Origin of the sequence: Heyndrickxia sp. FSL W8-0423, assembly GCF_038009395.1 — a bacterium.
Classification (GTDB): domain Bacteria; phylum Bacillota; class Bacilli; order Bacillales; family Bacillaceae_C; genus Heyndrickxia; species Heyndrickxia sporothermodurans.
The window spans coordinates 2,465,621-2,491,029 of sequence record NZ_JBBPBE010000001.1; the positions used below are offsets into that span (position 1 = coordinate 2,465,621).

The window sequence follows — 25,409 nt, forward strand, 5'->3', positions numbered from 1 at the left end:
AAAACCGCTTAGAGTATTTGAATAGCGGTTTTTGTAATTTCTATTTAGTTATTTTGAATATAAATAGGTGGTTGAGAATACTCGGCTTTAAATAATTTTTGTCGATATGGCTCCTGCAATCCATGTGAATATATGTTTGATGCGCGAACATCAAGTTCGATTAATTCGCTTGGAATAGAAGAAATCTTTGAAATAAGCGGAACATCCATTTCTTTTTTGATTCCGCTTAAATACGTTCTCCCTCTTTCTGTCATGCCCAATAGACGGATATATTCAATATGATCGTGATGACGTACCATTTCATTTTTCTTTGTATTGGTTAAAATATGTACACACATTCTTTGAATTCTTGTCCATGTATATCTTTTTGTCTTCACCCTCTGCATAAAATCATGAAAGCTAACGGCATCGTTTGCGAGTCTTTTTAATCGGTGTTCGATCCCTTCTTCAATTTCATATATATTTGCTAAATCGGTCTCTTCAATGGATAATAATCGATATTGAAGAAATGGCCAATACATTTCCCAATTGTGGAATGTTTGATAGTCATTATAATATTCTTGAAGAACGTTTGACGTTGTCTCGGGTACGTATTGCATAATGCCATTAATTGATTGGTTTGCATCAAAGGTCGCCTTACGAATTGATGTTGCACTAGCAATCGTTGATGATGAAAATTCTTCGTCATGATAATTTGCATTTTTTCGTTTAATCGTAAAAGCGCGCATTGGGGATTGAAGTGTATTATTTATTTGCAAATAGTGAAAGCCGAGAATATTATTTGGTTTTGCTAAATCTATGTAATTTTTAGGATCGGAATAAATTTTTTTCATGCTTTGTGAGAGAGCAGTTGGATAACTAACTCCGGTTTTCATTAATTCCTTAACAAAGGCTTCATATTCCACACGGTGATTTTCTATTAAATCGATCGCATCGGAAAATTCGTTAATATTCCCTGATTCACTACCGAAACAGAAAGAATTGCATTTTAAAGCATGTAGAATATTTATAGATCCATAAGCAAAAGTTGCAGCATGTTGTACAGCAAAGGCATAAGGAAGTTCAACAACAATATCTACGCCGGCTTGCAAAGCCATTTTTGCTCTTGCCCATTTAGAAATAATTGCCGGTTCTCCTCGCTGCAGAAAATTTCCACTCATGACAGCGATTATTACATCAGCATCTGTACGTTTTCTAGCCTCTTCTACATGAAAAAAATGCCCATTATGAAATGGATTATATTCAACGATAACTCCAGTACTGTTCATTTTATCCTCCAAATTTTTTTATTCCAAAAGTGGAAATGTTGCTGGAATAGTACTTAATTTCTTTTAATATAACATGGATTCATTTTTGGATAAAACTAAATTAAAATTTTGTATATACTAATTAACAAGGTATAGAAATTTGAAAAATTTTTAGAACAGTATACAATAGATTAAAATACGCAAATACGCGTAAAGATAAAATATTGACAAAAGGTATAATGAAAGCTATAATTACCTTTGTTGTCTTGGAGTGATTACATTGAAATGGTCAACAATTCAATTGTTAAAGTACCGTGGTAAGAGTATGGATATTAATGAAACAATCGATATTGCTGAGGACTTAAAAAAAGGAGATCCGCAAATACGTGATGTTTCACCGATTCATGTAACTGGTAATGCTGATATTACATCTGAAAAAATTGCATTTCATTTACATATAACGGGAAAATTAGTACTTCCTTGCTCGAGAACACTTGTAGATGTGGATTATCCTATTGACGTTAAATCTACCGAGATATATCTTTTAAACTCCACTACCTCATACGAAGAGGAAGAGGATGTTGAAATCCATTATCCTAATGGTGATATTGTAGATTTAGACCCCGTCATAATAGAATTACTCTTACTTGAAATTCCAATACAAGTTTTTAGTGAATCAGCTAAAAATGATGCAAATCTTCCTTCAGGTAATGAATGGGAAGTTGTAACGGAGGAACAAGTTAAACAAGATGAGGAAAGCAAAGAAAAAAAGGTTGATCCACGTTTAGCGGGATTGGCAAAATTCTTTGATGAACAATCGTAAATTTTTGAAGAACCAGCAATACTGGATCTTATAACAACAGTGATCTCTATAAGGAGGTGGGAAGAATGGCTGTACCTTTTAGAAGAACTTCCAAAACAGCGAAGAGAAAACGCCGTACACATTTCAAACTACAAGTTCCTGGCATGGTTGAGTGCCCTAACTGTGGAGAAATGAAACTTGCACACCGTGTATGTAAAGCGTGTGGAACATATAAAGGCAAAGAAGTAGTAAACAACTAGAAATTGTGACAAGAAAAACGTGAAGAGACCATGGCTCTTCACGTTTTTTTAGTTTTCAAAGAAATGTACGGCAATAGAAGATAATGAAGTAAATGACAATAGTAATAAACTATAATTCTCGGTCATAATTAGTCTATCTTTTCTACTAGTAGCATATGTATGAATAAAAAGCTATAGGAGGGATAGACATGTCATCAACACGACAAGATGCTTGGACACATGATGAGGATTTATTACTGGCTGAGGTGGTGTTACGTCACATCCGTGATGGTGGAACCCAGTTACAGGCATTTGAAGAAGTTGGAAAACAAATGAATCGAACTGCTGCAGCATGCGGATTCAGATGGAATTCATATGTTCGCAAACAATATAAATCAGGTATTGAACTAGCGAAAAAACAAAGGAAAGAACGTAAAGGAAAATCAAAATTATCAGAATCACAAACCTTTGAAACAGTTTCCGTTAGTGAGCAAAATACTAATTCTCAAAGCTTCACTGAGCAAAACATAGATCAAAGTATAAGCAATGTGATAAAGTACTTACAGCAACTTCAAAGTGAACAAGGTACAAGTGAAACTACGATACGAGAAAATGAAAAATTAAAGCAGCAAATTCAACAATTAACTGAATCATTGGAAAAACAAAAACAAAGTTATGATAGTTTAAAAAGTGAGTATCAGTCTTTAAAGGAAGAGTACTCCGCTATGGCAGCCATCTTGGAAAAAGCGAGAATATTAACATTGCAACATAAATAAAATATTTTAACAGTCTAATAAAAAAACAAACAGCTTTAGTTAGCTGTTTGTTTTTTCTCTTTTACACCTTCGGGATACCAAACAAGAGGATTTTGTCCTAAATCTCTGTCCATATCATATGTTACTGTTTGAAAGCCCATCTTTTCCCAAAACTCTTTTGATTTCATGCGAGAGTTGGTTTTTATAGGTACACCAAAGCTTTTAGCAAATTCGACGAGTTTTTTTCCGTAGCCTTTAAATTGATAGTCAGGTAGCACTTCTAGTTTCCACAATTCTAAATAGTTTTGTGGAGGATCGAAATATAAATCATATTTGGCGGAACGTTCATAAAGACTCATCCGTGCGACTAATTTATCTCCATAGTAAATACCGTAAAAAGGAGAGTCGCAATTATCTTCAATAATATTTTCTTGTAGATCCTCTAACATTGAAAGTTCTTGCACACCGTATTCTTTAAACTTTTTAAACTCTTCAAGAGTTTTGTAATTGATTTTTAATCGTTCAACTTGAATAGGCAATGGAATTCCTCCCTCTATAAATGTTGATTTATCAACGGTTTGAGCCGTTGGTGGGGTGTCAAAAAAATATTTTTCGACACGCTTCCTAACAATATTTTTATATTATGAGAAACTATTCCATTATATGGGTACGCTACGCGGTCACTACTGGTTAATAGTGGTAAGTAGTGTCAGAGAATTATGTGATGCACAATGGATCTCTGCGTAACTTATGATGACGTACCCTCCCATGTCTCTGGGCATCTGTGTGCCTACATTCCTTCGTTCGGTCTAGTCATAAGGCAGAGGCTAGCGAAGCTCCTTTAGGGACTCTAGGTCGAATGGTGAATATAATGCCAGCTTCTCCGTGTCATCCTGTTGTCTAGGTCTGTAAAGGGGATGTAGAAATCTATATAGCCTCTGCGAGACTAGGAATATCCTTCATCATTCGCTGCGCATCAAATGCTTTGTGCTTCGTGCTGATTCCATGTAACACTTTTAATAGTTTTCCGCATAGAACCACGATAGACTGCTTCTTACGTAATGGATTAACCTGACGATTTGTATAATATTCGTGCAGTTTTCTAAAAGCCTCATTATGTCGAATCATCGGCATCATAACTCTAAATAGGAGGGCACGCAGCTTTCTTCTGCCACGTTTGGAGATGCGCTTTTGCCCTTTGTGCTGTCCGGAAGAACTCTCTCGTAATGTTAACCCCGCGAGTTTGATTAGTTGGCGTGGGTCTTCATAGTATGAAAAGCTTCCGATTTCAGCTAATAAATCAACTATCGTTGTATCTCCTAGTCCTGGTACCGTTGATAGCCACTCGTACTCTACAGAAGTTTTTACAAGCTCAACTAAGTGTTGAGTAATCCTCTCGATATCTTGTTCCAGCTGATGGTAACGGCGAACGAGCGTGGCGATTTCAATACGGGCCATCTCACGTCCTTCTGTTACTCCAATGGAATAAGCAGCGACTTCAATGAGGCGCACTGCTTTTGGTCGTTGGGGAGATTTGAGCCCCTCAATCTTTCGATAAAGGGATAAAACCTCATCAGCTTGTTTCTGTTGGAGATCACTCGGAAATGGGGTACATTCTAGTACGGCCATTGCCATCTTTCCAAATGACGGGAAGATCTGAGTGAACTCAGGAAAATAGCGATCTAACCAGCGAATAATCATGTTTTTGACAGCACTAAGTTCCTCTGTCAATTTCCCTCTAAACGTTGATCCAACACGAAGTTCAGCCTCCATGTCTTTCAAGATACGTGGATAACTGAAGCGTCCATCTTTAATAAGACGAGCGATTACTAGCGCATCTTTACGGTCATGTTTGGTTGGTAAATTGTCATCCAATTCCTTTGACTTTTTAACGTGCAAAGGGTTGGTCATGACTAGGGGAATACCCCGTTCCTCAAGGAAATAAGCTAAATTTAGCCAGTAATGGCCTGTTGGTTCAATCCCGACAATGACTTCCGTTTTTTCGTATTCTTTCATTGCAGTTAAAATACGTTGATAAAAACACTGGAAGCCATCACTAGACTGTAATACTGGGAAAGATTTTTGGAGCACCCGACCACGATCATCTACAAAGCAAGCAAAATGTTTTCGCTTGGCAATGTCAATTCCTACTACGAGTGTATTCTCGGTGACTTGATTTATTTTCTGATTTTGTTTAAAATCCACTTTGGAGTCCTCCTTGGTTAACTAAGTTAGGGGTCAATTCGCGCTATGATTTGACACCCCGTATCATACCAAGAGGGCTCTTTTTTGTTCAAGTCCCCGAAAATCCTTCTAACAGGAATGCTCCTTTTAATAAAATAACAATAAACGAATATGATTAAAGTAAACTTACTAATCAATCAATATTCATTTTAGATTAATGTAATTAATATAATTATATAACAAAATTATAAAAAATTCTGCTATTATGTAAGAAAACGTTTTCAAAATTTGCAGGAAAAAAACAAAATTTGTAGAAATAATAAAATTAGGGGAGAAATTTTTCGTTTTTTATATTTTGAGTGTCCTTTGATAAGATAGCTTTTTTCTATTAAAGGACACCAATTATTTATTAATTTTATCGTGTTTTATCCATTCTTCTTTAAGGGGGATTTTGATGAAAAAAATATTAATTGCAAATCGCGGGGAGATTGCCTTACGTATTATTCATACATGTAAGCAAATGGGCATCGAAACGGTTGCCGTTTACTCAGATGCAGATTCCTGCATGCCGTTTGTGAAAGAGGCTGATTATTCTTTCCGTATCGGAGAGTCTCCGGTAAACAAATCTTATTTAAATATGGATCAGTTGATTGAAATTGCGATAAGGGAAAAGGTCGATGGAATTCACCCAGGTTATGGTCTGTTGTCGGAAAATAGTGAATTTGCAAGAAAAGTTGTTGATAATGGAGTCATTTTTATCGGTCCATCGCCTGATACAATTGAATCGATGGGAGATAAAATAAAGGCAAGAACGACGATGCATGAAGCGGGTGTACCGATTGTTCCAGGTAGTATTAGTGGGATAAAGAGTCTTGAAGAGGCACAGGATCTTGCCAATCAAATTGGGTATCCAATTATGTTAAAGGCAAGTGGCGGCGGTGGTGGAATTGGAATGGTGCGCTGTGAAAATGAACAAGCGCTCAATCAACACTATGAATCTACTAAAGCGCGCTCTAAAGCATATTTCGGTTCTGATGAAGTATTTATTGAAAAATGTATCGATAATGCCCGTCATATTGAAGTTCAAATATTCGGTGACCAATATGGAAATATTGTTCACCTATATGAAAGAAATTGTTCGGTGCAAAGAAGAAATCAAAAGGTCATCGAAGAGGCCCAATCACCCAACATATCCAGTGAAACACGACAAAAAATGTATGCAGCCGCAATTGATGCCGCGAAAGCTGTAGGATATAAAAATGCTGGTACAGTAGAGTTTATTGTCGATGAAAATGAACATTTTTATTTTCTTGAGATGAACACGAGATTACAAGTGGAACATCCTGTGACCGAAATGTTAACCAGTCTCGATTTAGTAAAGTGGCAAATTCTTGTTGCGCAAGGGGAAAAGCTTCCTTTATCGCAAAACGAAATTGAAAAGAGTGGTCATGCAATCGAACTAAGAATTTATGCGGAAGATCCAAAAACTTTTTTTCCTTCCCCGGGAAAGATCACTCAATTAACGTGGGGAAGTATTGAAGGAATTCGCATTGATGCGGGATATCTTTCCGGATTACAAGTCACCCCTTTCTATGATCCAATGATCGCTAAATGCGTCATTTTTGCATCAAATAGAACAGACTGTATTCAAAAAGCACGAGAATTTTTAGATCATACGAAAATAGAAGGCATTAAAACAAACATTCCTTTTTTAAAAAACGTATTGTTATCTACAAATTTCCAAAATGGTGATTATACAACAAATTTAGTCAATGAAATGAAAGTGAACAATTAATTTATTATAGGAGGAAAAACAAATGATCGAAGTGACAGCATCAATGGCAGGAACTGTGTTAAATGTATTAGTAAATAACGGTGATGAAGTAGTAGCTGGGCAGGCAGTAGTCATGTTGGAATCAATGAAAATGGAAATCCCGATTGAATCACCAACTGCAGGAAAAGTAAATGAAATTCATGTAAACATCGGTGATTTTGTTAATGAAGGGGATGTGCTTCTAACGATTGAGTAATTAGATTGATAAAAGGAGGAGTGACCAATGGTGTTATCTAGCACTGAGCAAACATTTGAAACGAGAAAAGAACAAATAAGACGTGGCGGACCGGAAAAATATCATGAGAAGCTAAAAACACAAAATAAATTATTTGTAAGAGATCGTTTGCAGCTTTTATTTGATTCCGGTGAATACGAAGAAGATGGCATGTTTGCCAATTGTACAGCAGATGATTTACCGGCGGATGGGGTTGTTACAGCCATTGGTAAAATCGGTGGAAAAACGGTTTGTGTTATGGCAAATGATTCTACCGTAAAAGCCGGTTCATGGGGAGCGCGGACAGTAGAGAAAATTATTCGAATTCAAGAAACGGCGGAGAAGTTAAAAGTTCCATTGCTTTATTTAGTCGATTCCGCAGGAGCGCGGATTACGGATCAATTGGAAATGTTTCCGAATCGAAGAGGGGCAGGAAGAATATTTTATAATCAAGTAAAGCTTTCCGGCATGATACCGCAAATTTGCCTATTATTTGGCCCATCTGCAGCAGGTGGCGCCTACATTCCCGCTTTTTGTGATATTGTCATTATGGTTGATAAAAATGCTTCGATGTATTTAGGGTCACCAAGAATGGCTGAAAAAGTTATAGGAGAAAAAGTTTCGTTGGAAGAGATGGGCGGTGCTCGCATGCATTGCACTGTAAGTGGATGTGGGGATGTACTTGTAAATTCCGAACAAGAAGCAATTAAAGAAGCGCAAAAATATTTATCTTATTTTCCAACGAATTTTCAAGAAAAACCTAGTGTAATTGAAGGGGTTGCCCCTAAATCCGGGCGTACGTTGGAAGAAATTATCCCTAAACATCAAAATGCGCCATTTGATATGTATGAATGTATAAACCAATTAATAGATGAAGATAGTTTTTTTGAAATTAAAAAGTTATTCGCTACTGAATTAATCACTGGCTTAGCAAGAATAGATGGCAAGGTCGTTGGAATCATCGCTAATCAGCCGAAAGCAAAAGGCGGTGTGCTATTTGTTGATTCCGCTGATAAAGGTGCGAAGTTTATTCAACTTTGCGATGCGTTCCACATTCCGTTGCTATTTTTATCAGATGTGCCAGGATTTATGATTGGCACAAAGGTTGAGAGAGCGGGGATTATCCGTCATGGGGCTAAATTAATTGCCGCGATGAGCTCGGCAACAGTTCCTAAGATTTCTGTCATTGTCCGAAAAGCATACGGAGCGGGATTGTATGCAATGGCGGGACCGGCATTCGAACCTGATTGCTGCATCGCATTACCAACTGCACAAATCGCGGTTATGGGACCGGAAGCGGCGGTCAATGCAGTGTACTCGAATAAAATACAAGCGATTGAGGATCCGAAGGAAAGAATTGCTTTTATTCAAGAAAAACAAAAAGAATATCAAGAAACAATCGACATTTATAAGCTTGCATCGGAATTAATTGTTGACGAAATTGTAGAACCTAATCGGTTAAGAGCTGTATTAATTAATCGATTCAGTTTATATGAAACAAAGGAATTACAATTTAGTACGAGAAAACATCCAGTCTATCCAGTATAATTTTTTTAGGGACAGATACTACTTCTAGTGTCTGTCCCTTAATATTTTGTTAAAATGGTAGTAGAAGTATATATAGAACGGAGGATATTATGAGGATTGGAATACTCGGAGCCGGATCAATAGGATTACTTTTTGCATCCTACCTAGGCAAGCAATTTGATGTTACACTCTTTCCCCGTAGACATGAACAGATGGATCTAATTAACGAAAAAGGGGTAACAATTGAAACCCTAGATTCAACTTTTACAACTAGAGTGAGAGCGACGATGGATAAAAATGAGTTTAATAAGCAAGAATTAATTATTATTGCGGTTAAACAATATCAACTTGAAAACATCCAATCAGATCTTACTAACATACATAAAAATATTCCGTTACTATTTTTGCAAAATGGAATGTCACATTTAAAATTACTCAATCATTTAGAACATGAATCAATGATTGTCGGATCGATTGAACATGGTGCATTAAAAATAAACGAAACAACAGTAGAGCATAATGGAATTGGATTAACGAAACTAGCTCCTTATCGAGGGGAGATAAATCGTATTAGCCCGCTTCTCAATTGGCATAGTGAATATTTTCAATTCAAAATTTATTTAGATTATAAAGAGATCCTTTTAAAAAAATTATTAGTAAACGCTATAATTAATCCATTAACGGCTATATTGAAGGTGAAAAATGGGGAACTAATTAAAAATACTTTCTTTATGCGAATTTTTCATGATTTATATAATGAGATTATTCCATTATTTCCGGAATTAGATTCCAAGATGGTTTTGAATGAAATCATTAGGATTTGCAGAAATACGGAAAATAACGAATCCTCAATGTTAAAGGATATTACTTTACAAAGGAAGACAGAAATTGATGCAATTGTCGGATATATATTAGAGCTAGCTAAGGAAAAAAATGTCCAATTGCCCTTAACAAATATGGTTTATGGCATGATTAAAGGGATGGAAAAGAGTGGAATTGAATGAGTACTTTTATATCTTGGATGATCGCAATTTTAATTATCATTCCTTTTATTGGATATTTTCTATCGTTTGTATTGGTCAAACAAACAACAAAAAATCATCGAAAAGCGGTAACCATCTCGATTGATATTACAACCCTAATTTTAATTATTTCTGTACATTTTTTTATAAAAACGATTTGGGGACAATCTTTTCTATGGCTAATTGTTCTAGTTATGTTACTGTTAGCGTTATTGTTTGCGATTGTTTATCGATATTTTCGTGATGAAATTGATTATGTAAGGATTTTTCGCGGGTATTGGCGTTTGAATTTTTTGTTATTTTTCTGCATTTATATTATTTTACTTCTATATGGATTAACCTCTAGTGTAATGGAATCTGTAATTGGTAGCTAAATTGCGCCTTCACTAAAGCAAGATTTTTTATTTTCCTTTCTAATGATGGTATACTCTTTGAAGAAAATAGTGTAGCGTGGAAAATTAGACGACAAATTGTGCTATGAGAAAGGAAGAATTACAAAATGGAACTGGAAACTATCTCGATTCCAGCAACAAATCGCTTTGCCTCGCTGTATATAGACCAAAAGCAGCCTGTTAAAAGTTTTTTTCATTATGACATAACAAATTCTCATGTTTTTGAAAAAAGGTTGGAAGATTTACATAAAAGAAACTTTGCAAGAGATGAGCTTGCTAATTGTATTGAAACATATATGGAACGTTTTCCGAAATCAGGGGAAATAAAAGAATCATTACTCAAGTTAAAACTTGATGATTCATCTGTAGTCATTGGTGGTCAACAAGCGGGTTTATTAACGGGTCCTTTATATACAATACATAAAATTATTTCGATCATTCATCTTGCTAAACAACAAGAAGAAAAACTAGGAAAACCTGTCGTGCCAATTTTTTGGATAGCTGGAGAGGACCATGATTATTTAGAAATCAATCATGTATTTGTTGAAAGCGAAAGGTCGTTAAAAAAAATCAGCTATTCAGAAGGACCAATCGATAAAAGAATGGTTTCTGATATTGTTTATGATAAGAATCAATTAAGTAAATGGATAAAAAAGGTATTTGAGCATTTTGGCGAGACCGTTCACACTAAAAATATCATGGCCCTAATTGATGAAGCGTTAAATCAATCCAAGTCATTAGTAGATTTTTTTACGTATATCGTTGTTGATTTATTTAAAGACTATGGATTGCTTGTCATTGACTCTGCCGATAAAAATTTACGTCAATTAGAAGTCCCATTTTTTCAAGAACTCATCGAAAACCAGCAACGAATTACTGATTCTGTTATCCGTCAACAAACGTTGATTAAAGAAAATGATTTTCCAAATGCAATTGACATAAGTGAGAATGCTTTAAATTTATTTTATTATAATGGTATGGAAAGAATTTTATTAGAATATCAACAAGAAAAAGATGGATTTGTGGGGAAGAATGGGGAAGTCTTTTTTACAAAAAACGAACTTCTCGATATTTTGGAGGAAAATCCGAGTGCATTTAGTAATAATGTGGTGACTCGTCCCATTATGCAAGAATGGCTATTTCCTACATTAGCATTCATTGCAGGTCCGGGAGAAATTGCTTACTGGGGTGAGCTGAAATTAGCATTTGAAGGACTGCAATTTCAAATGCCTCCGATCATTCCAAGATTGAACATAAGCCTATTGGAACGTTCGATTGAGTCTGATATGAATGAATTGAATTTGGATGTTGAAAAAGTTATTCGTCATGGATTGCAGGATGAAAAACAAGTGTATTGGGATTCAATTAAAAATCATGATTTGGAAAGGCTGATCAGTGAATCAAAAGCTTTCTTAGAGACTCAATATAAACAAATGGAAGCGAAAGCTGATAAAGGTTTATTACCGATTGTAGAGAAAAACCTTCAATTTCATCAAAATCAATTGGACTTTCTTCAAAGAAAAGCGGATATAATGATATCCGAAAAAAACGATGTCATGCTTGAACGATATAATCGCATAGAACGACTTCTGAAACCAAACGGAGCACCACAGGAACGAATATGGAACATCTATTACTTCTTAAACAAATACGGCGAAACATTTATTGACCAAATCATGACACTTCAATATCAGTTCGATGGCAAACATAAATTAATTCGAATTTAGACTAGCATTGTAGCTAGTCTCTTTTTTTTTATGAAATTTAAATAAATTAGCAGGAATTTTCCATTCTGATAGAAAATATTAAAAAGAGGTGGTGAAAGGTGGGGGAATGTGGTACATTATTTATAGAAAGTGGGGGCTTGTACTATGTTCATGGGGGAATACCAACATAACATTGACGCAAAAGGGCGTTTAATCGTTCCGGCAAAGTTTAGAGAACTCCTCGGTGATACCTTTGTGATTACGAGAGGATTGGATCGATGCTTATTTGGTTACCCACTTGAAGAATGGAAACAAGTTGAAGAGAAATTAAAAGCCCTCCCATTAACGAAAAAAGACGCTCGTGCATTTACCCGTTTTTTCTTTTCAGGTGCCTCCGAAAGTGAATTTGATAAACAAGGAAGGATTAATATTCCTTCTCCACTCGTCAGTTACGCACAATTACAAAAAGAATGTATTGTTCTAGGAGTTTCTAATCGAATTGAGATTTGGAGTAAAGAATTATGGGGAGACTACTTTGAAGAGTCTGAAGAATCATTTGCTGAAATCGCTGAAAATATGATTGGCTTTGACATATAATTCTTAACCACGATAGAGTACTCTAAAATATTAATTCGTTTAGAAAGGTGATACAACATGTTCAAACATACTACAGTGTTATTGAAAGAAACAGTCGATGGACTAAATATCAAACCGGATGGAGTGTATGTCGATTGTACACTTGGCGGAGCGGGACATAGTGAGTATTTATTATCCCAGCTATCCGCTAAAGGAAAATTATATGCCTTTGATCAGGACGAAACAGCAATCGAACATGCGAAAGAAAAGCTAAAAAAATACGAAAATCAAGTAATATTTATTAAAAGTAATTTCCGTTATATTAAACAAGAACTAAACAAGATTGGTGTTGAGAAAGTAGACGGTATTCTTTATGATCTCGGTGTTTCCTCGCCGCAATTAGATACACCGGAACGTGGTTTTAGTTACCACAATGATGCACCTCTCGACATGCGTATGGATTTACAAGGTGATGTTTCAGCATATGATGTTGTAAATGAATGGCCGTATGAAGATTTAGTTCGAATTTTTTTCAAATATGGTGAAGAGAAATTTTCAAAGCAAATTGCCAGGAAAATAGAAGCAGCAAGAGAAAATGGTCCAATTAAAACAACTGGTGAATTAGTAGAATTAATTAAAGAAGGTATACCTGCACCGGCAAGACGTAAAGGTGGTCACCCTGCGAAAAGGGTTTTCCAAGCTATAAGAATTGCTGTAAACGATGAATTAGGTGTATTCGAAGATTCATTAAAACAAGCTATTGACCTATTAAATCCAGGTGGGAGAATTAGTGTCATTACGTTTCACTCTTTAGAGGATCGAATATGTAAATCAATTTATAAAGAAGCAAGTAGTGGGCCAGAATTGCCGCCAGGATTGCCAATAATACCTGACGAATATAAGCCTAAATTAAAGATCATTACTAGAAAACCGATTGTTCCGGATGTTTCAGAACTCGAGGAGAATAATCGTGCTCGATCTGCTAAACTGCGAATTGCTGAGAAAAATTAAGAAATGATGAATGGGGGTCCATAAATTGAGTAATTTAGCAAGAAAACAACAACAACCATATATACAACCGAAGATTCATACAGAACCGAAAATTCAACCAATACATAGGCGCAGTCAAATCACATTAGGTGAAAAGCTATTAGCTGCGCTCGTTATCGCATTTGTTTGCATTATGGCTATTAAGGTTATTGCTACGCAAGCAGCAATATATAAAGTGAATAAAGAAATTCATCAGATGGAAGCCTCTGTTCAAACAAAGAAAAAGGTAAATGAAGATTTAAAAATGCAAGTTAGTGACTTAAGCAAATATGAACGTATTCGGGAAATTGCTAAAAAGCAAGGATTAAAAATGAATGACAAAAATATTAAGGTTGTTGAGGGACAATGAGAAAAAGTAAAATTAGCATGAACATCGGAGCAGCGATATTATTTCTAATATTCGGCCTGCTCTTTTTTATACTAATCGTTCGGATGTTAACGATTCAGGTATCGGGCCAGGTTCAAGGCAAACCGTTAGCTGCAATGGCAATGAAGCAACATTTAAAAAATACAGAAATTGAGTCAAAACGCGGGAATATTTATGACGTTAATGGGAAAGTCATTGCAGAGGATACAACTTCTTTTCGCCTGCAAGCGATTCTCGATAAGAAAATGACCATTGATCCAAAACATCCAAACCATGTGATGGACCCGCAAAAAACGGCGGAACAGCTTGCAAAATATATCGATATGCCGGAAAACGAAATATATAAACGTTTAACGAAAAAAGGTGCAAAGCAAGTTGAATTCGGCAAAGCAGGGGAAGATGTACCGTATAAAACGAAGGAAAAAATTGAAAAATTAAAACTTCCTGGAATAATATTCGCCCGGGAATCTAAACGATACTATCCAAATGGTGTGTTTGCATCACATGTCATTGGTTTTGCTCAAAAACCGGAGGAACTAAATAAAAAAACAGGTAAAATAGAAATAGGGGAAAAAACAAAAGGGAAAATGGGAATTGAACAATTTTATGATAAAGATCTCCAAGGGACAGACGGGAAAATCCAGTTTGAAGGAGATGCATGGAGTTATTTAATTCCCGGTTCTAAGGAAAAGGTGAAAAAGCCCAAAAACGGAAAAGATATTTATTTGACTATCGATAAAAAAATCCAAAGCTTCTTAGAAGATGCGATGACCGAGGTTGACAAAAAGTATAATCCGAAAGAAATGGTAGCTATTGTCGCAGATCCGAAAACAGGGAAAATTTTAGGAATGTCACAAAGGCCTACCTTTGACTCGATGACTCGTGAAGGCATCGAAAAGAAATGGCAAAATCTAGCGATAGAAGAACCGATTGAACCGGGATCAACGATGAAAATATTTACATTAGCAACAGCTGTCCAACAAGGTGTGTTTAATCCGAATGAAAAATATATGTCTGGAACTTTCAAAGTTAAAAATGATCCAAGACCTATTAATGATTGGAATTATGGACAAGGTTGGGGACCGATCACATATTTGGAAGGTGTTCAACGATCATCAAATGTAGCATTCGCTAAATTGCTTGATAAGATTGGAAAAGACACGTTTCGTACGTATCTAGATCGTTTTCATTTTGGTGTTCCAACAAACATCGGCTTACCGAATGAAGCGTCGGGAAAAATACTATACAACTGGCCAAAAGAAAAATATACGACGACCTATGGCCAAGGAACAACTGTTACACCTATCCAAATGGTCCAAGCGGCAACTGCGATTGCGAATGATGGCATTATGATGAAGCCATATATTGTTGATAAAGTAGTAGATCCAAATAATAATAAGGAAGAAAAAACAAAACCGGAATCAATTGGCAAGCCTATTAGTGCAGATACAGCTAAAGAAGTTAGGGATATTTTACGTACAGTTGTAACAAGTAAACACGGAACTGGTAAAGGATATGAAATTGAAGGATACTCTGTCACTGGAAAAACAGGTACTGCGCAAATTCCCAATCCTAATGGTGCCGGATATTTAAGAGGAGGAAGTGACTATATTTTTTCATTTTTAGGTATGGCACCGAAGAAAGATCCGAAATTAATTGTTTATGTAACAGTAAAACAGCCACAGACGACTTATGAAAATGGCTCCAAAGTTGTACAATCAATATTTAATCCGGTTATGAAAAATAGTTTACAATACTTAAATATTAAACCTGCAAAAATGGAAAAATCAGAAATTAAAAACATTCCAAATGTAGATAAGAAATCAGTTAGTGATGCGATAACTACATTAAAAGATTTAGGATATGAGGCGATTGCAATCGGGGATGGCAACCAAGTTATTGATCAATTGCCGAAAGCTGGTTCTACTCTGCTTCAAGGAGAAAAAGTCATTCTAAAAACGAACGGAAAACCATCCGTTCCCGATATGTTACATTGGTCAAAAAGAGATGTATTAAAAGTTGTGGAGTTACTAGATTTAAAACTTAATATGATTGGAACTGGTTATGTAACGAAGCAAAATATTAGTCCATCCTCACCGATTAAGACAGGTGACCATCTAGTAGTAAATTTTCAATCTGCAGAAAATATGGAAACACCGAAAAAAGATAAAAAGAAAAATGAAGACGATTCTCCACTTGATTAACACAAGGCTGACCTATTGAAAAGGTCAGCCTTGTTCTGTTCTATTGCTACATGTACAAGCATATATTCTAGTTGAGAAATGTGAAATGTACGAGTCATTACTAGAATAAGAGGAGGATCGTTTACGTGAAACGTGTATCCAATGTAACAGTTAGAAAACGATTAGTAATTGTTCTTTTTGTTGGGATATTAATATTTGGTATCATTGATGTCAGGCTAGGTTATGTCCAATTAGCTTTAGGAAACTGGTTAACAAGTGGTGCGAAGGAATTGTGGAGCAGGGAAATTCCGTTTGAACCTGAGAGAGGTAAGATCATTGATCGAAATGATATACCAATTGCGGAAAATAAAAGTGCGCCAACCGTATTTGTTGTCCCAAGACAAGTAGTAAACCCGGGTGAGACTGCAGAAAAGCTAGCTTCTGTATTAAATGCTTCCAAAGAGAAAATTTACAAGCAAATTACAACAAATTCACGGATGGAAAGAATTAAAGAAGGGAGAAAAATTTCTACTGATAAAGCAAATGAAGTAAGAAATTTAAAATTGAAAGGTGTTTATATTGGAGAGGATTCACAAAGATACTACCCGTACGGCAGCTATTTGTCGCATGTTTTAGGGTTTACAGGAGTAGACAATCAGGGGCTGATGGGACTAGAACTTTTTTACGATGAAGAGTTAAAAGGTGAAAAAGGTTCTGTTCAATTTTATTCCGATGCAAAAGGGAGAAGGATGCCTGATATGTCAGACGATTATAAACCGCCGAAAGATGGCCTTGATTTAAAGCTGACAATCGATACGAAGGTACAGACGATCATCGAAAGAGAGTTGGATATTGCTGAAACGAAATATACACCGGATGGTCTTATCGCAATCGCTATGAACCCGAAAACAGGTGAAATTTTAGGGATGTCGAGTCGACCGACGTTTAATCCCGCTAAATTTCAAGACGTAAAACAAGAAGTTTATAATCGGAATTTGCCTATCTGGAGTACGTATGAACCAGGTTCAACTTTTAAGGTTATTACGTTGGCCGCTGCGCTAGAAGAGGGGAAAGTTGATCTCGATAAGGACTCTTACTATGATAAAGGGAGTATTAAAGTAGCGAATGCCAATTTGAAATGCTGGAAACGAGGGGGACATGGGCAAGAGACTTTCTTAGAGGTAGTGGAAAACTCTTGTAACCCAGGTTTTGTAGAATTAGGACAACGACTTGGGAAAGAGAAATTATTTAAATATATTCGCAATTTTGGATTTGGTGACAAAACAGGGATTGATTTGGCTGGAGAATCGAAAGGAATCTTATTTAATATGAATAGAGTGGGGCCGGTAGAACAAGCTACGACCGCATTTGGACAAGGAGTGTCTGTCACACCAATTCAACAGGTAGCTGCTGTTTCTGCTGCTGTAAATGGCGGAACATTATTTGAACCATTTGTTGCAAAAGAACTCGTTGATCCGAAAACAAAGAAAACGGTTATGGAAAAAAAGCCTGTTGCAAAGCGAAAGGTCATTTCTAAGGAAACTTCAAAGGAAGTACGAAGAGCTTTGGAAAGCGTTGTCGCAAAAGGAACGGGAAAAAAAGCATTTGTAGAGGGCTACCGTGTAGGTGGAAAAACGGGTACAGCTCAAAAGCCGAAGCCGGGTGGAGGATATTTAGAAAATAACTATGTTCTTTCATTCATAGGTTTTGCACCAGCTGATGATCCGCAAATCGTTGTTTATTTAGCCGTTGATAATCCCAAAAACACTGTTCTTTTTGGAGGACAGGTGGCAGCTCCTATAGCTGGGACAATCATTGGGGATAGTCTTCGTGCAATGGGCGTTAAACCAAGAAAAAAACAAATGGAAAAAGAAATTACTCCTTATTTGGATACTCCTATGATAAAAGTGCCGGATCTAAAAGGATTAACGAAAAAAGGCCTATTAGAACAATTAGATAATCTAAAATTAGACGTATCAGGAAAAGGAGAGACAGTTATTAGACAAGACCCTCAGCCAGGAACAAAAGTGGAAGAAGGGGCTACAATACGTGTTTATATGAATTAAAATCGGACAATTACATTATTGTTGAAAGAAGCGGCATTTGTTTGCTGCTTCTTTTTGCTAAAGAAATAGCATCAATCAGTTTTTTTTAGTAAAATAGATAAGGACTGCTTTTTATCTGCCTATTTGGAAATCGTCTACTTTTCCATAGGTTGAACTATTGGAGGATTAAAAAATGAAATTACATACGTTACTTAAAGTATTGCCACTAATAAAACAACCAAATGAAAATCCGGAAGTTATCGAAATTGTTCAAGACAATCGGAAAGTAACAAAGGGATCATTATTTATTTGCATTAAAGGTCTTACAGTTGACGGACATACGTTTGCAAAAGAAGCCGAGGAAAAAGGTGCAGTAGCAATTGTCGCAGAGCATCCTGTTGATGTCACAATCCCTGTGATTATTGTGAAAAATACGAAAAGAGCTATGGCTATACTCGCAGATGCCTTTTATGAACAACCTACGAAAAAGCTACATTTAATTGGTATTACAGGAACAAATGGAAAAACAACAACAAGTCATTTAATTGACCAAATTTTTCGCGATGCGGGCAAAGTAACAGGACTGATCGGAACGATGTATATAAAAATGGCGGAGCAAATTCTGGATACAAAAAATACAACTCCTGATAGTATGACACTTCAAAAAACGTTTAAACAAATGGTTGATTTGAATGTGGATTCTGCTATTATGGAAGTTTCCTCTCATGCATTAGATCAAGGGCGAGTAATGGGGTGTGATTACGATATCGCTGTGTTCACGAATTTGACGCAAGATCATTTAGATTATCACCATACGATGGAAGAGTACCGAAGAGCAAAAAGCTTATTGTTTTCCCAACTAGGAAATACATATGATCACAATCGTCCGAAATTCGCTGTACTAAATACGGATGACCCGGCTTCGGAAAAAATTCAAAAAGAAACGGCTGCACATATTATTAGCTATGGAATTGATCATGAAGCAGATTTTTATGCAAAAAACATTGAAATAAGTGCAAAAGGAACGACTTTTACACTGAAATCTCCAGAAGGAGAACATGTGCTGCATATTCAACTAATAGGAAAATTTAGCATATATAATGTGTTGGCAGCTATTGCAGCTGCATATGTTTCTAATATTCCAATGGAACAAATTATCCATTCAATCGAATCAATTAAAGGGGTTGCCGGCAGATTTGAGTTAGTTCATGGTGGGCAGGATTTTCCAATTATTGTTGATTATTCACATACCCCGGACAGTCTTGAAAATGTCTTGAAAACAATTCAACATTTTGCCAAAAAACGTGTTTTTGTCATTGTTGGATGTGGTGGCGACAGGGATAAAACAAAGCGCCCTATTATGGCGCAAATCGCTTGTCAGTATGCTTCTGATCCAATCTTTACTTCCGATAATCCCCGAAGTGAAGATCCTGTCCAAATTTTAAAAGATATGGAGGCAGGTGTGACGGGAAAGAATTATCAAACGATTGTTGATCGTCGCGAAGCAATTTTTTATGGCATAAAACAAGCTAAAAGTGGGGACGTCGTTTTAATTGCTGGGAAAGGACACGAAACTTATCAACAAATTGGAGATCAAATTCTTGAGTTTGATGATCGTGTTGTAGCTTTAGAAGCGGTAAAGGAGAATGGATGAATGCTATCAATCAAAGATATTAATCATCTTTCAAATAGTATGAGGGGGATTAATCAGTCGAATATTACATTTGAACTAGTATCAATATTCTCAGACTTCCCTCAACCAAAAGGATTATTTATACCGATACATGATGCTAATTTGGATAAAGCAATTGAAAATGGAGCGATTGCGGCAATATGGAAGGAGAATGAACCACTTCCATCTTATACGCCAAACCATTTTCCAGTTTTTTTTGTCAAACAGCCTATTGCAACATTACTTACTTTATGTGAGGATTACAAGGGGAAATTAAATCAAAAAGAGTGTGAAACAATGACTAAATTTGCATTTTATTCACCTTCACTTCTGAACGGCTCGAAATACACATATGATATAGCTGTAGAAGATGAACGGTTAAAAGAAACGATAAAAAAATATATAGAAAAGAGTAGGAAGGGATAGAATGATGGAGCAAGCATTATTTTTTACAATTTTAATGGGATTCCTAATTACTGCACTACTTTCTCCTATTTTTATTCCTTTTTTAAGAAGATTAAAATTTGGGCAAAGTATTCGCGAGGAAGGGCCAAAATCGCACCAAAAGAAAACGGGAACACCTACTATGGGTGGAATAGTTATTCTTTTATCAATTATTATTACAACACTTATTATGACAGGGAAATTATCCGAACCGACGGTAAAAACTTATCTGCTTTTATTAGTTACTGTTGGCTTTGGCTTACTAGGGTTTTTAGATGATTTTATTAAAGTTGTCTTAAAAAGAAATTTAGGGCTAACTTCTAAGCAGAAGTTACTTGGACAAATTATCATATCAGTTATTTTTTATATTGTATTTCGTCAATTCAATTTTTCAACTGTAATTACAATACCTGGTATTGATTATTCATTCGATTTAGGATGGTTTTATTTAATTTTTATCATTTTTTGGCTAGTAGGATTTTCGAATGCAGTTAATTTAACAGATGGACTTGATGGTCTTGTTTCAGGTACTTGTGCGATTGCATTTGGAGCATTAGCAGTATTAGCATGGAATCAATCACAATTTGAAGTTGCTGTGTTTGCTGTTGCGGTTGTTGGTGCAGTATTAGGTTTCTTAGTGTTTAATGCACATCCAGCAAAAGTGTTTATGGGAGATACCGGATCATTGGCACTTGGAGGCGCCATTGCAACTATTGCAATTTTAACAAAGCTAGAAATTTTACTTATCATTATTGGTGGGGTTTTCGTTATTGAAACTTTATCTGTTATTTTACAAGTCATTTCTTTTAAAACAACGGGAAAAAGGATCTTTCGAATGAGTCCGTTACACCATCATTATGAATTAGGTGGTTGGTCAGAATGGAGAGTTGTTGTAACTTTTTGGACAGTAGGGTTATTATGCGCTATATTAGCGATTTATATTGAGGTGTGGTTGTAAGTGAAAAAGACGAATCAATATCAACATAAGAAAATATTAGTATTGGGACTCGCAAAGAGTGGGGTTAGTGCTGCCTCGCTTTTACATAGTTTAGGTGCTTTTGTTACCGTAAATGATTTTAAACCTCTTGATGAAAATCCGGAAGCTCAAGGGTTATTAGAGCAGGGGATAAAAGTTATTTGTGGAAGTCACCCGATCGAATTATTGGATGAGGGCTTTGAATTAATCGTAAAGAACCCGGGGATTCCCTATACGAATCCTTTAGTTGCTGGTGCAATTGATCGAGGGATTCCCGTCATAACCGAAGTGGAACTTGCTTACCAAGTTTCCGATGCACCGATCGTAGGCATTACAGGGACAAATGGGAAAACAACGACGACAACGTTAATTTTTAATATGCTACAGGCCGATAAAGAATTTCACCCGTTAATTGCAGGAAATATTGGAACGGTGGCATCAGAGGTAGCACAAAAGGCGACAGAAGATAATCAAATGGTCGTGGAATTGTCATCCTTTCAATTAATGGGAATACAATCATTTAAACCGCATATTGCAGTGATTACCAATATTTATGAAGCGCATCTAGATTATCATGGAACAAAACAAGAATATGCAAAGGCAAAAGCAAATATTACAAAAAATCAATCTGAAGAGGACTACTTAATCGTAAATGCTGATCAAGATGAATTAATTGAGCTAATTTCCTTTTCAAAAGCTAAATTAATTCCATTCTCAACAACTACAAATATTGCAAATGGTAGTTCAATTATAAACGGAATGGTTTCCTTTTTAGGCGAGGAAATCATGCCAAAGAGTGATATTACTTTACCAGGAGATCATAATTTGGAAAATATATTAGCAGCTGTAGCAGCAGCGAAGCTATTAGGTGTAAGTAATCAAGCGATTAGAAAAGTGTTAACTACCTTCAAAGGTGTGAAACATCGTACTCAATTTGTTGATGAAATTTTGGGAAGAAGATTTTTTAACGACTCTAAAGCAACAAATATTTTGGCAGCTCAAAGTGCATTAAATGCATTTAATGAACCTGTTATTTTGTTAGCGGGAGGACTTGATCGCGGGAATGGTTTTGATGAATTAATCCCAGCAATGAAAAATGTTAAAGCGATGATTACTTTTGGTCAAACTGCTAGTAAACTTGAGGAAGTTGCTCAAAAAGCGGGAATAGAAATCATTAAACGTGTCGATAATGTTGAGAAGGCAGTACCAGTAGCATTTGATTTGTCAAATCCCGGAGATGTTATTTTACTGTCACCTGCTTGTGCAAGTTGGGATCAATATAAAACTTTTGAAGTTCGCGGTGATATTTTTATTGATGCAGTGCATAAGCTAAAATAAGGGCTTGTCAAACTGCTTAAGGATGAACATCTTGAGATTGAACAAAAACGAGCTCTAATCTTTCACTCTCGAGGTGTTGACTTTGCCGGTTAAAAAATCGAATCCCGATTTTATGTTAATTATTGTTACACTCACATTGTTGACTGTTGGACTTATTATGGTTTATAGTGCTAGTGCGATTTGGGCCAATTTTAAATTTGATGACTCCTTCTTTTTTGCAAAACGACAGCTTTTATTTGCCGGGGTTGGTGTAATCGCTATGTTTTTTATTATGAATGTCGATTACTGGACATGGAGATCATGGGCAAAAGTCATTTTAATTGGCTGTTTCCTCTTATTGGTACTGGTGCTAATACCGGGGATTGGTATGGAGCGAAATGGTTCAAGGAGCTGGATTGGTGTTGGTGCCTTTTCTATTCAGCCTTCTGAATTCATAAAATTGGCAATGATTGCTTTTTTAGCCAAGTTTTTATCTGAACAACAAAAATATATAACGACAATTAAGAAAGGCTTACTTCCATCCTTATCTCTTGTATTCCTTGCATTTGGCATGATTATGTTACAACCGGATTTAGGAACGGGCACAGTAATGTTAGGAACATGTATTGTAATGATTTTTATTGCTGGTGCAAGAATATTCCATTTTGTCATTTTAGGTTTAATAGGTGTTGGTGGTTTCGTTGCCTTAATATTATCAGCTCCGTATCGTATGGCGAGAATTACCTCATTTTTAGATCCATGGCAAGACCCGCAAGGAACAGGATTTCAGATCATTCAGTCGCTTTTTGCCATTGGACCAGGTGGATTATTTGGACTAGGGTTAGGTGAAAGCAGGCAAAAATTCTTCTACTTACCTGAACCACAAACGGATTTTATTTTTGCTATATTGTCAGAAGAATTAGGGTTTATTGGCGGCACCTTTGTCCTTCTGCTGTTTTCCCTATTATTATGGAGAGGGATTCGAATCGCTCTAGGTGCACCAGATCTCTATGGCAGTTTCTTAGCAGTTGGGATCATATCGATGGTAGCCATCCAGGTTATGATAAACATTGGAGTTGTAACAGGCTTGATGCCTGTCACTGGGATTACTTTACCATTTTTAAGTTATGGTGGATCGTCCTTAACATTGATGCTAATGGCGATAGGGGTATTGCTAAATATTAGCAGATACGCACGATTATAAATAGCATAAGTCACAGTAAATACAAAACCCTTTTTTAAGGGTTTTGTTTACGTTTAGGACTTTTTATCTACAGTTATATTACAATCATATAATTATTCTTTTACTAGAGTTTAAACTGGTTTAGAATATAGTATGATAGAAACGAAAAAGATAAGAGAAATGAAAAAAGGGGGGTAAAATGTGCCAGATGGAAAAGTTGTCTCTTTAGAAGATCGAATTCCAAAACTTAAAGAACAGCGGAAAAGAAAAACAAATCGTCGTCTGATCCTTTTAATTTCTGTTTTCTTTTTGCTAATACTGTTAATTATCTACTTTCAATCCCCTCTTAGCCACGTGAATAAAATTAAAGTAGAAGGTAATAAAACAATTAGCGACGAGTCAATCATACAGAAATCGGGATTATCAAGAAGGACGAATGTATGGAAAGTGAATAAAGAGGAAACCGCTGCAAAGGTCGAATCAATTCCGGAAGTAAAGAAAGCTTCAGTTAAAATTGTTTTTCCGAATAGTATTGTTGTCAATATTACGGAACATGCTAAAATTGCCTACATATCTAACGGTAAAAAGCTTTTACCGGTTCTTGGAAATGGAAGTGTTCTAAACAAACAACAAGATGATATATTGACTAACATACCGATACTAACTAGTTTTAAAAAGGGAAAATTTTTAAACGAAATGGTAGACCAGCTTAAGCAATTACCTGATGAAATACTAAATTCAATTTCGGAAATTCACTATGATCCAAAAAAGACGGATAATTATCATATTACAATGTATATGAATGACGGCTTTGAAGTTTCAGCAACGATGAGAACATTAGCTAGCAAAATCATTTATTACCCTTCAATTGTTTCTCAACTGGATCCGAAAGAAAAAGGTATTATCGATTTGGAAGTGGGATCGGTTTTTAAATCTTTTAAAGCTAAGGGAAAAGACAAAAATGGCGAGTAGAAAATCAAAAGGAAAAAGTGTTATACTCGCTCTCGTCTGTATTGTGTTAGGTTTCATGCTTGCATTTTCCTATAAACTAGCAAACAAAGAACAATCAAGTAGTGAAAAACTAACAGATCCACAATTTGCAAGAGAAACAGAATTGAGAAAACAATTGATTAGACTAAAGCAAGATAATCGTTCATTGCAAAAGGAATTAGAAAAAAAACAAAGTACTGTTCGGACAATGGAAAAAGACTTGTCTAAGGAAGAACAAGTTTTTTTTAATCTTGCAGAAGATGCTGAGAAGTACAGAATGTATTTGGGTAAAGTCAAGGTTGCAGGAAAAGGTATAGATGTGACACTTGAAGATGGTGCATATGACCCGAAAAAGGAGAATGTCAATAGCTATATCGTGCATGATCATCATGTATTTAAAGTAATTAATGAGTTATATGTTTCCGGTGCCCAAGCAATAGCAATTAATGGCCAGAGAATTAACCATAATTCATATATCATTTGTAATGGCCCGGTAATTACCGTTGATGGTGTCCCTTTTCCGGAACCGTTTAAGATTTCGGCAATTGGCGATCCGGATGTACTGGCATCGGCATTGTCAATTACTGGTGGTATAAAGGACCAACTTGTAAACGATAATATTATCTTTACGGTAGAAAAAAAGGATCAAATACAAATCGGACCGATTTTTGGTGAATCTTAAAA

The 25,409-nt window shown here is 35.9% G+C and carries 24 protein-coding genes; 21 read left to right on the plus strand and 3 right to left on the minus strand.

Annotation, left to right across the window (positions count from 1 at the left end):
• Positions 1 to 44 precede the first annotated feature (44 nt).
• Entirely contained in the window at positions 45 to 1,268 is a 1,224-nt protein-coding gene (locus MKY81_RS12545; protein ID WP_108070711.1) for a nucleotidyltransferase, read from the minus strand.
• A gap of 250 nt (positions 1,269 to 1,518) precedes the next feature.
• On the opposite strand from MKY81_RS12545, the gene MKY81_RS12550 reads away from it, so the two are divergent.
• From MKY81_RS12550 to MKY81_RS12560, 3 genes are all read left to right on the plus strand, one after another.
• On the plus strand, positions 1,519 to 2,070 hold the full coding sequence (locus tag MKY81_RS12550; RefSeq protein WP_341117925.1) for a YceD family protein: 552 nt from the start codon (positions 1,519 to 1,521) through the stop codon (positions 2,068 to 2,070).
• A gap of 65 nt (positions 2,071 to 2,135) precedes the next feature.
• The gene (gene rpmF / locus MKY81_RS12555) at positions 2,136 to 2,309 is read left to right on the plus strand and encodes a 50S ribosomal protein L32 (RefSeq protein WP_003348855.1); all 174 of its coding nucleotides are present in this window, start codon (positions 2,136 to 2,138) and stop codon (positions 2,307 to 2,309) included.
• Positions 2,310 to 2,497: 188 nt separating this feature from the next.
• Positions 2,498 to 3,064 carry an RsfA family transcriptional regulator gene (locus MKY81_RS12560; protein WP_108070707.1) on the plus strand — a complete coding sequence of 189 codons (567 nt, stop codon included), beginning with the start codon at positions 2,498 to 2,500 and terminating at the stop codon, positions 3,062 to 3,064.
• 35 nt (positions 3,065 to 3,099) lie between these two features.
• On the opposite strand, the gene MKY81_RS12565 is transcribed toward MKY81_RS12560, so the two are convergent.
• Positions 3,100 to 3,582 carry an N-acetyltransferase gene (locus tag MKY81_RS12565; RefSeq protein WP_066230022.1) on the minus strand — a complete coding sequence of 161 codons (483 nt, stop codon included), beginning with the start codon at positions 3,580 to 3,582 and terminating at the stop codon, positions 3,100 to 3,102.
• 388 nt (positions 3,583 to 3,970) lie between these two features.
• The gene (locus tag MKY81_RS12570; protein WP_100346401.1) at positions 3,971 to 5,248 is read right to left on the minus strand and encodes an IS110 family transposase; all 1,278 of its coding nucleotides are present in this window, start codon (positions 5,246 to 5,248) and stop codon (positions 3,971 to 3,973) included.
• Positions 5,249 to 5,681: 433 nt separating this feature from the next.
• Between MKY81_RS12570 and MKY81_RS12575 the strand changes: the two genes are divergently transcribed.
• The 18 genes from MKY81_RS12575 to MKY81_RS12660 all read left to right on the plus strand — a co-directional run bounded on the left by MKY81_RS12575 (position 5,682) and on the right by MKY81_RS12660 (position 25,407).
• On the plus strand, positions 5,682 to 7,022 hold the full coding sequence (locus tag MKY81_RS12575; RefSeq protein WP_341117943.1) for an acetyl-CoA carboxylase biotin carboxylase subunit: 1,341 nt from the start codon (positions 5,682 to 5,684) through the stop codon (positions 7,020 to 7,022).
• Positions 7,023 to 7,044: 22 nt separating this feature from the next.
• Positions 7,045 to 7,257 (plus strand): acetyl-CoA carboxylase biotin carboxyl carrier protein subunit, encoded by a 213-nt coding sequence (locus tag MKY81_RS12580; RefSeq protein WP_341117945.1) that lies wholly within the window; start codon positions 7,045 to 7,047, stop codon positions 7,255 to 7,257.
• Between the two features lie 27 nt (positions 7,258 to 7,284).
• Positions 7,285 to 8,823 carry an acyl-CoA carboxylase subunit beta gene (locus MKY81_RS12585; protein WP_341117947.1) on the plus strand — a complete coding sequence of 513 codons (1,539 nt, stop codon included), beginning with the start codon at positions 7,285 to 7,287 and terminating at the stop codon, positions 8,821 to 8,823.
• Positions 8,824 to 8,912: 89 nt separating this feature from the next.
• Positions 8,913 to 9,806 carry a 2-dehydropantoate 2-reductase gene (locus MKY81_RS12590; RefSeq protein WP_341117949.1) on the plus strand — a complete coding sequence of 298 codons (894 nt, stop codon included), beginning with the start codon at positions 8,913 to 8,915 and terminating at the stop codon, positions 9,804 to 9,806.
• On the plus strand, positions 9,803 to 10,198 hold the full coding sequence (locus tag MKY81_RS12595) for a DUF3397 family protein (RefSeq protein WP_066230037.1): 396 nt from the start codon (positions 9,803 to 9,805) through the stop codon (positions 10,196 to 10,198). Before MKY81_RS12590 ends, MKY81_RS12595 begins: the two co-directional genes overlap by 4 nt.
• Positions 10,199 to 10,323: 125 nt before the next feature.
• Positions 10,324 to 11,943 carry a bacillithiol biosynthesis cysteine-adding enzyme BshC gene (bshC, locus tag MKY81_RS12600; RefSeq protein WP_341117950.1) on the plus strand — a complete coding sequence of 540 codons (1,620 nt, stop codon included), beginning with the start codon at positions 10,324 to 10,326 and terminating at the stop codon, positions 11,941 to 11,943.
• Positions 11,944 to 12,087: 144 nt separating this feature from the next.
• Complete coding sequence (gene mraZ / locus MKY81_RS12605) at positions 12,088 to 12,519, plus strand: division/cell wall cluster transcriptional repressor MraZ (RefSeq protein WP_066230044.1); 432 nt, start codon at positions 12,088 to 12,090, stop codon at positions 12,517 to 12,519.
• A gap of 57 nt (positions 12,520 to 12,576) precedes the next feature.
• Positions 12,577 to 13,509 carry a 16S rRNA (cytosine(1402)-N(4))-methyltransferase RsmH gene (gene rsmH, locus MKY81_RS12610; RefSeq protein WP_108070698.1) on the plus strand — a complete coding sequence of 311 codons (933 nt, stop codon included), beginning with the start codon at positions 12,577 to 12,579 and terminating at the stop codon, positions 13,507 to 13,509.
• A 25-nt stretch (positions 13,510 to 13,534) separates the two neighbouring features.
• The gene (gene ftsL, locus MKY81_RS12615; RefSeq protein WP_108070696.1) at positions 13,535 to 13,897 is read left to right on the plus strand and encodes a cell division protein FtsL; all 363 of its coding nucleotides are present in this window, start codon (positions 13,535 to 13,537) and stop codon (positions 13,895 to 13,897) included.
• Complete coding sequence (locus MKY81_RS12620) at positions 13,894 to 16,119, plus strand: penicillin-binding protein (RefSeq protein ID WP_341117953.1); 2,226 nt, start codon at positions 13,894 to 13,896, stop codon at positions 16,117 to 16,119. The genes ftsL and MKY81_RS12620 overlap by 4 nt, the downstream gene beginning before the upstream one ends.
• Positions 16,120 to 16,244: 125 nt before the next feature.
• Positions 16,245 to 18,164: a stage V sporulation protein D gene (locus tag MKY81_RS12625; protein ID WP_066230056.1), complete on the plus strand. Its 1,920-nt coding sequence runs from the start codon at positions 16,245 to 16,247 to the stop codon at positions 18,162 to 18,164.
• A gap of 172 nt (positions 18,165 to 18,336) precedes the next feature.
• Positions 18,337 to 19,797, plus strand: coding sequence for a UDP-N-acetylmuramoyl-L-alanyl-D-glutamate--2,6-diaminopimelate ligase (locus tag MKY81_RS12630; RefSeq protein WP_066230059.1), 1,461 nt, complete (start codon positions 18,337 to 18,339; stop codon positions 19,795 to 19,797).
• The gene (locus MKY81_RS12635) at positions 19,798 to 20,241 is read left to right on the plus strand and encodes a hypothetical protein (RefSeq protein WP_066230062.1); all 444 of its coding nucleotides are present in this window, start codon (positions 19,798 to 19,800) and stop codon (positions 20,239 to 20,241) included.
• Between the two features lies 1 nt (position 20,242).
• Positions 20,243 to 21,217, plus strand: coding sequence for a phospho-N-acetylmuramoyl-pentapeptide-transferase (gene mraY, locus MKY81_RS12640; RefSeq protein WP_108070694.1), 975 nt, complete (start codon positions 20,243 to 20,245; stop codon positions 21,215 to 21,217).
• Positions 21,218 to 22,573: a UDP-N-acetylmuramoyl-L-alanine--D-glutamate ligase gene (gene murD / locus MKY81_RS12645; protein WP_108070692.1), complete on the plus strand. Its 1,356-nt coding sequence runs from the start codon at positions 21,218 to 21,220 to the stop codon at positions 22,571 to 22,573.
• Between the two features lie 112 nt (positions 22,574 to 22,685).
• Positions 22,686 to 23,756, plus strand: coding sequence for a stage V sporulation protein E (gene spoVE, locus MKY81_RS12650; protein WP_373454647.1), 1,071 nt, complete (start codon positions 22,686 to 22,688; stop codon positions 23,754 to 23,756).
• 180 nt (positions 23,757 to 23,936) lie between these two features.
• Positions 23,937 to 24,707, plus strand: coding sequence for a cell division protein FtsQ/DivIB (locus MKY81_RS12655; protein ID WP_066230071.1), 771 nt, complete (start codon positions 23,937 to 23,939; stop codon positions 24,705 to 24,707).
• Positions 24,697 to 25,407 (plus strand): DUF881 domain-containing protein, encoded by a 711-nt coding sequence (locus MKY81_RS12660; protein ID WP_066230074.1) that lies wholly within the window; start codon positions 24,697 to 24,699, stop codon positions 25,405 to 25,407. The genes MKY81_RS12655 and MKY81_RS12660 overlap by 11 nt, the downstream gene beginning before the upstream one ends.
• The last annotated feature ends 2 nt before the right edge of the window (positions 25,408 to 25,409 follow it).

What these genes read in the sequence shown, in the direction of transcription:
- MKY81_RS12545 (WP_108070711.1), bottom strand. Translation starts at nt 1,268, where the DNA reads ATGAACAGTACTGGAGTTATCGTTGAATATAATCCATTTCATAATGGG.
- rpmF (WP_003348855.1), top strand. Translation starts at nt 2,136, where the DNA reads ATGGCTGTACCTTTTAGAAGAACTTCCAAAACAGCGAAGAGAAAACGC.
- MKY81_RS12560 (WP_108070707.1), top strand. Translation starts at nt 2,498, where the DNA reads ATGTCATCAACACGACAAGATGCTTGGACACATGATGAGGATTTATTA.
- MKY81_RS12575 (WP_341117943.1), top strand. Translation starts at nt 5,682, where the DNA reads ATGAAAAAAATATTAATTGCAAATCGCGGGGAGATTGCCTTACGTATT.
- MKY81_RS12580 (WP_341117945.1), top strand. Translation starts at nt 7,045, where the DNA reads ATGATCGAAGTGACAGCATCAATGGCAGGAACTGTGTTAAATGTATTA.
- MKY81_RS12585 (WP_341117947.1), top strand. Translation starts at nt 7,285, where the DNA reads ATGGTGTTATCTAGCACTGAGCAAACATTTGAAACGAGAAAAGAACAA.
- MKY81_RS12590 (WP_341117949.1), top strand. Translation starts at nt 8,913, where the DNA reads ATGAGGATTGGAATACTCGGAGCCGGATCAATAGGATTACTTTTTGCA.
- MKY81_RS12595 (WP_066230037.1), top strand. Translation starts at nt 9,803, where the DNA reads ATGAGTACTTTTATATCTTGGATGATCGCAATTTTAATTATCATTCCT.
- bshC (WP_341117950.1), top strand. Translation starts at nt 10,324, where the DNA reads ATGGAACTGGAAACTATCTCGATTCCAGCAACAAATCGCTTTGCCTCG.
- mraZ (WP_066230044.1), top strand. Translation starts at nt 12,088, where the DNA reads ATGTTCATGGGGGAATACCAACATAACATTGACGCAAAAGGGCGTTTA.
- rsmH (WP_108070698.1), top strand. Translation starts at nt 12,577, where the DNA reads ATGTTCAAACATACTACAGTGTTATTGAAAGAAACAGTCGATGGACTA.
- MKY81_RS12620 (WP_341117953.1), top strand. Translation starts at nt 13,894, where the DNA reads ATGAGAAAAAGTAAAATTAGCATGAACATCGGAGCAGCGATATTATTT.
- MKY81_RS12630 (WP_066230059.1), top strand. Translation starts at nt 18,337, where the DNA reads ATGAAATTACATACGTTACTTAAAGTATTGCCACTAATAAAACAACCA.
- MKY81_RS12635 (WP_066230062.1), top strand. Translation starts at nt 19,798, where the DNA reads ATGCTATCAATCAAAGATATTAATCATCTTTCAAATAGTATGAGGGGG.
- mraY (WP_108070694.1), top strand. Translation starts at nt 20,243, where the DNA reads ATGATGGAGCAAGCATTATTTTTTACAATTTTAATGGGATTCCTAATT.
- spoVE (WP_373454647.1), top strand. Translation starts at nt 22,686, where the DNA reads ATGTTAATTATTGTTACACTCACATTGTTGACTGTTGGACTTATTATG.
- MKY81_RS12660 (WP_066230074.1), top strand. Translation starts at nt 24,697, where the DNA reads ATGGCGAGTAGAAAATCAAAAGGAAAAAGTGTTATACTCGCTCTCGTC.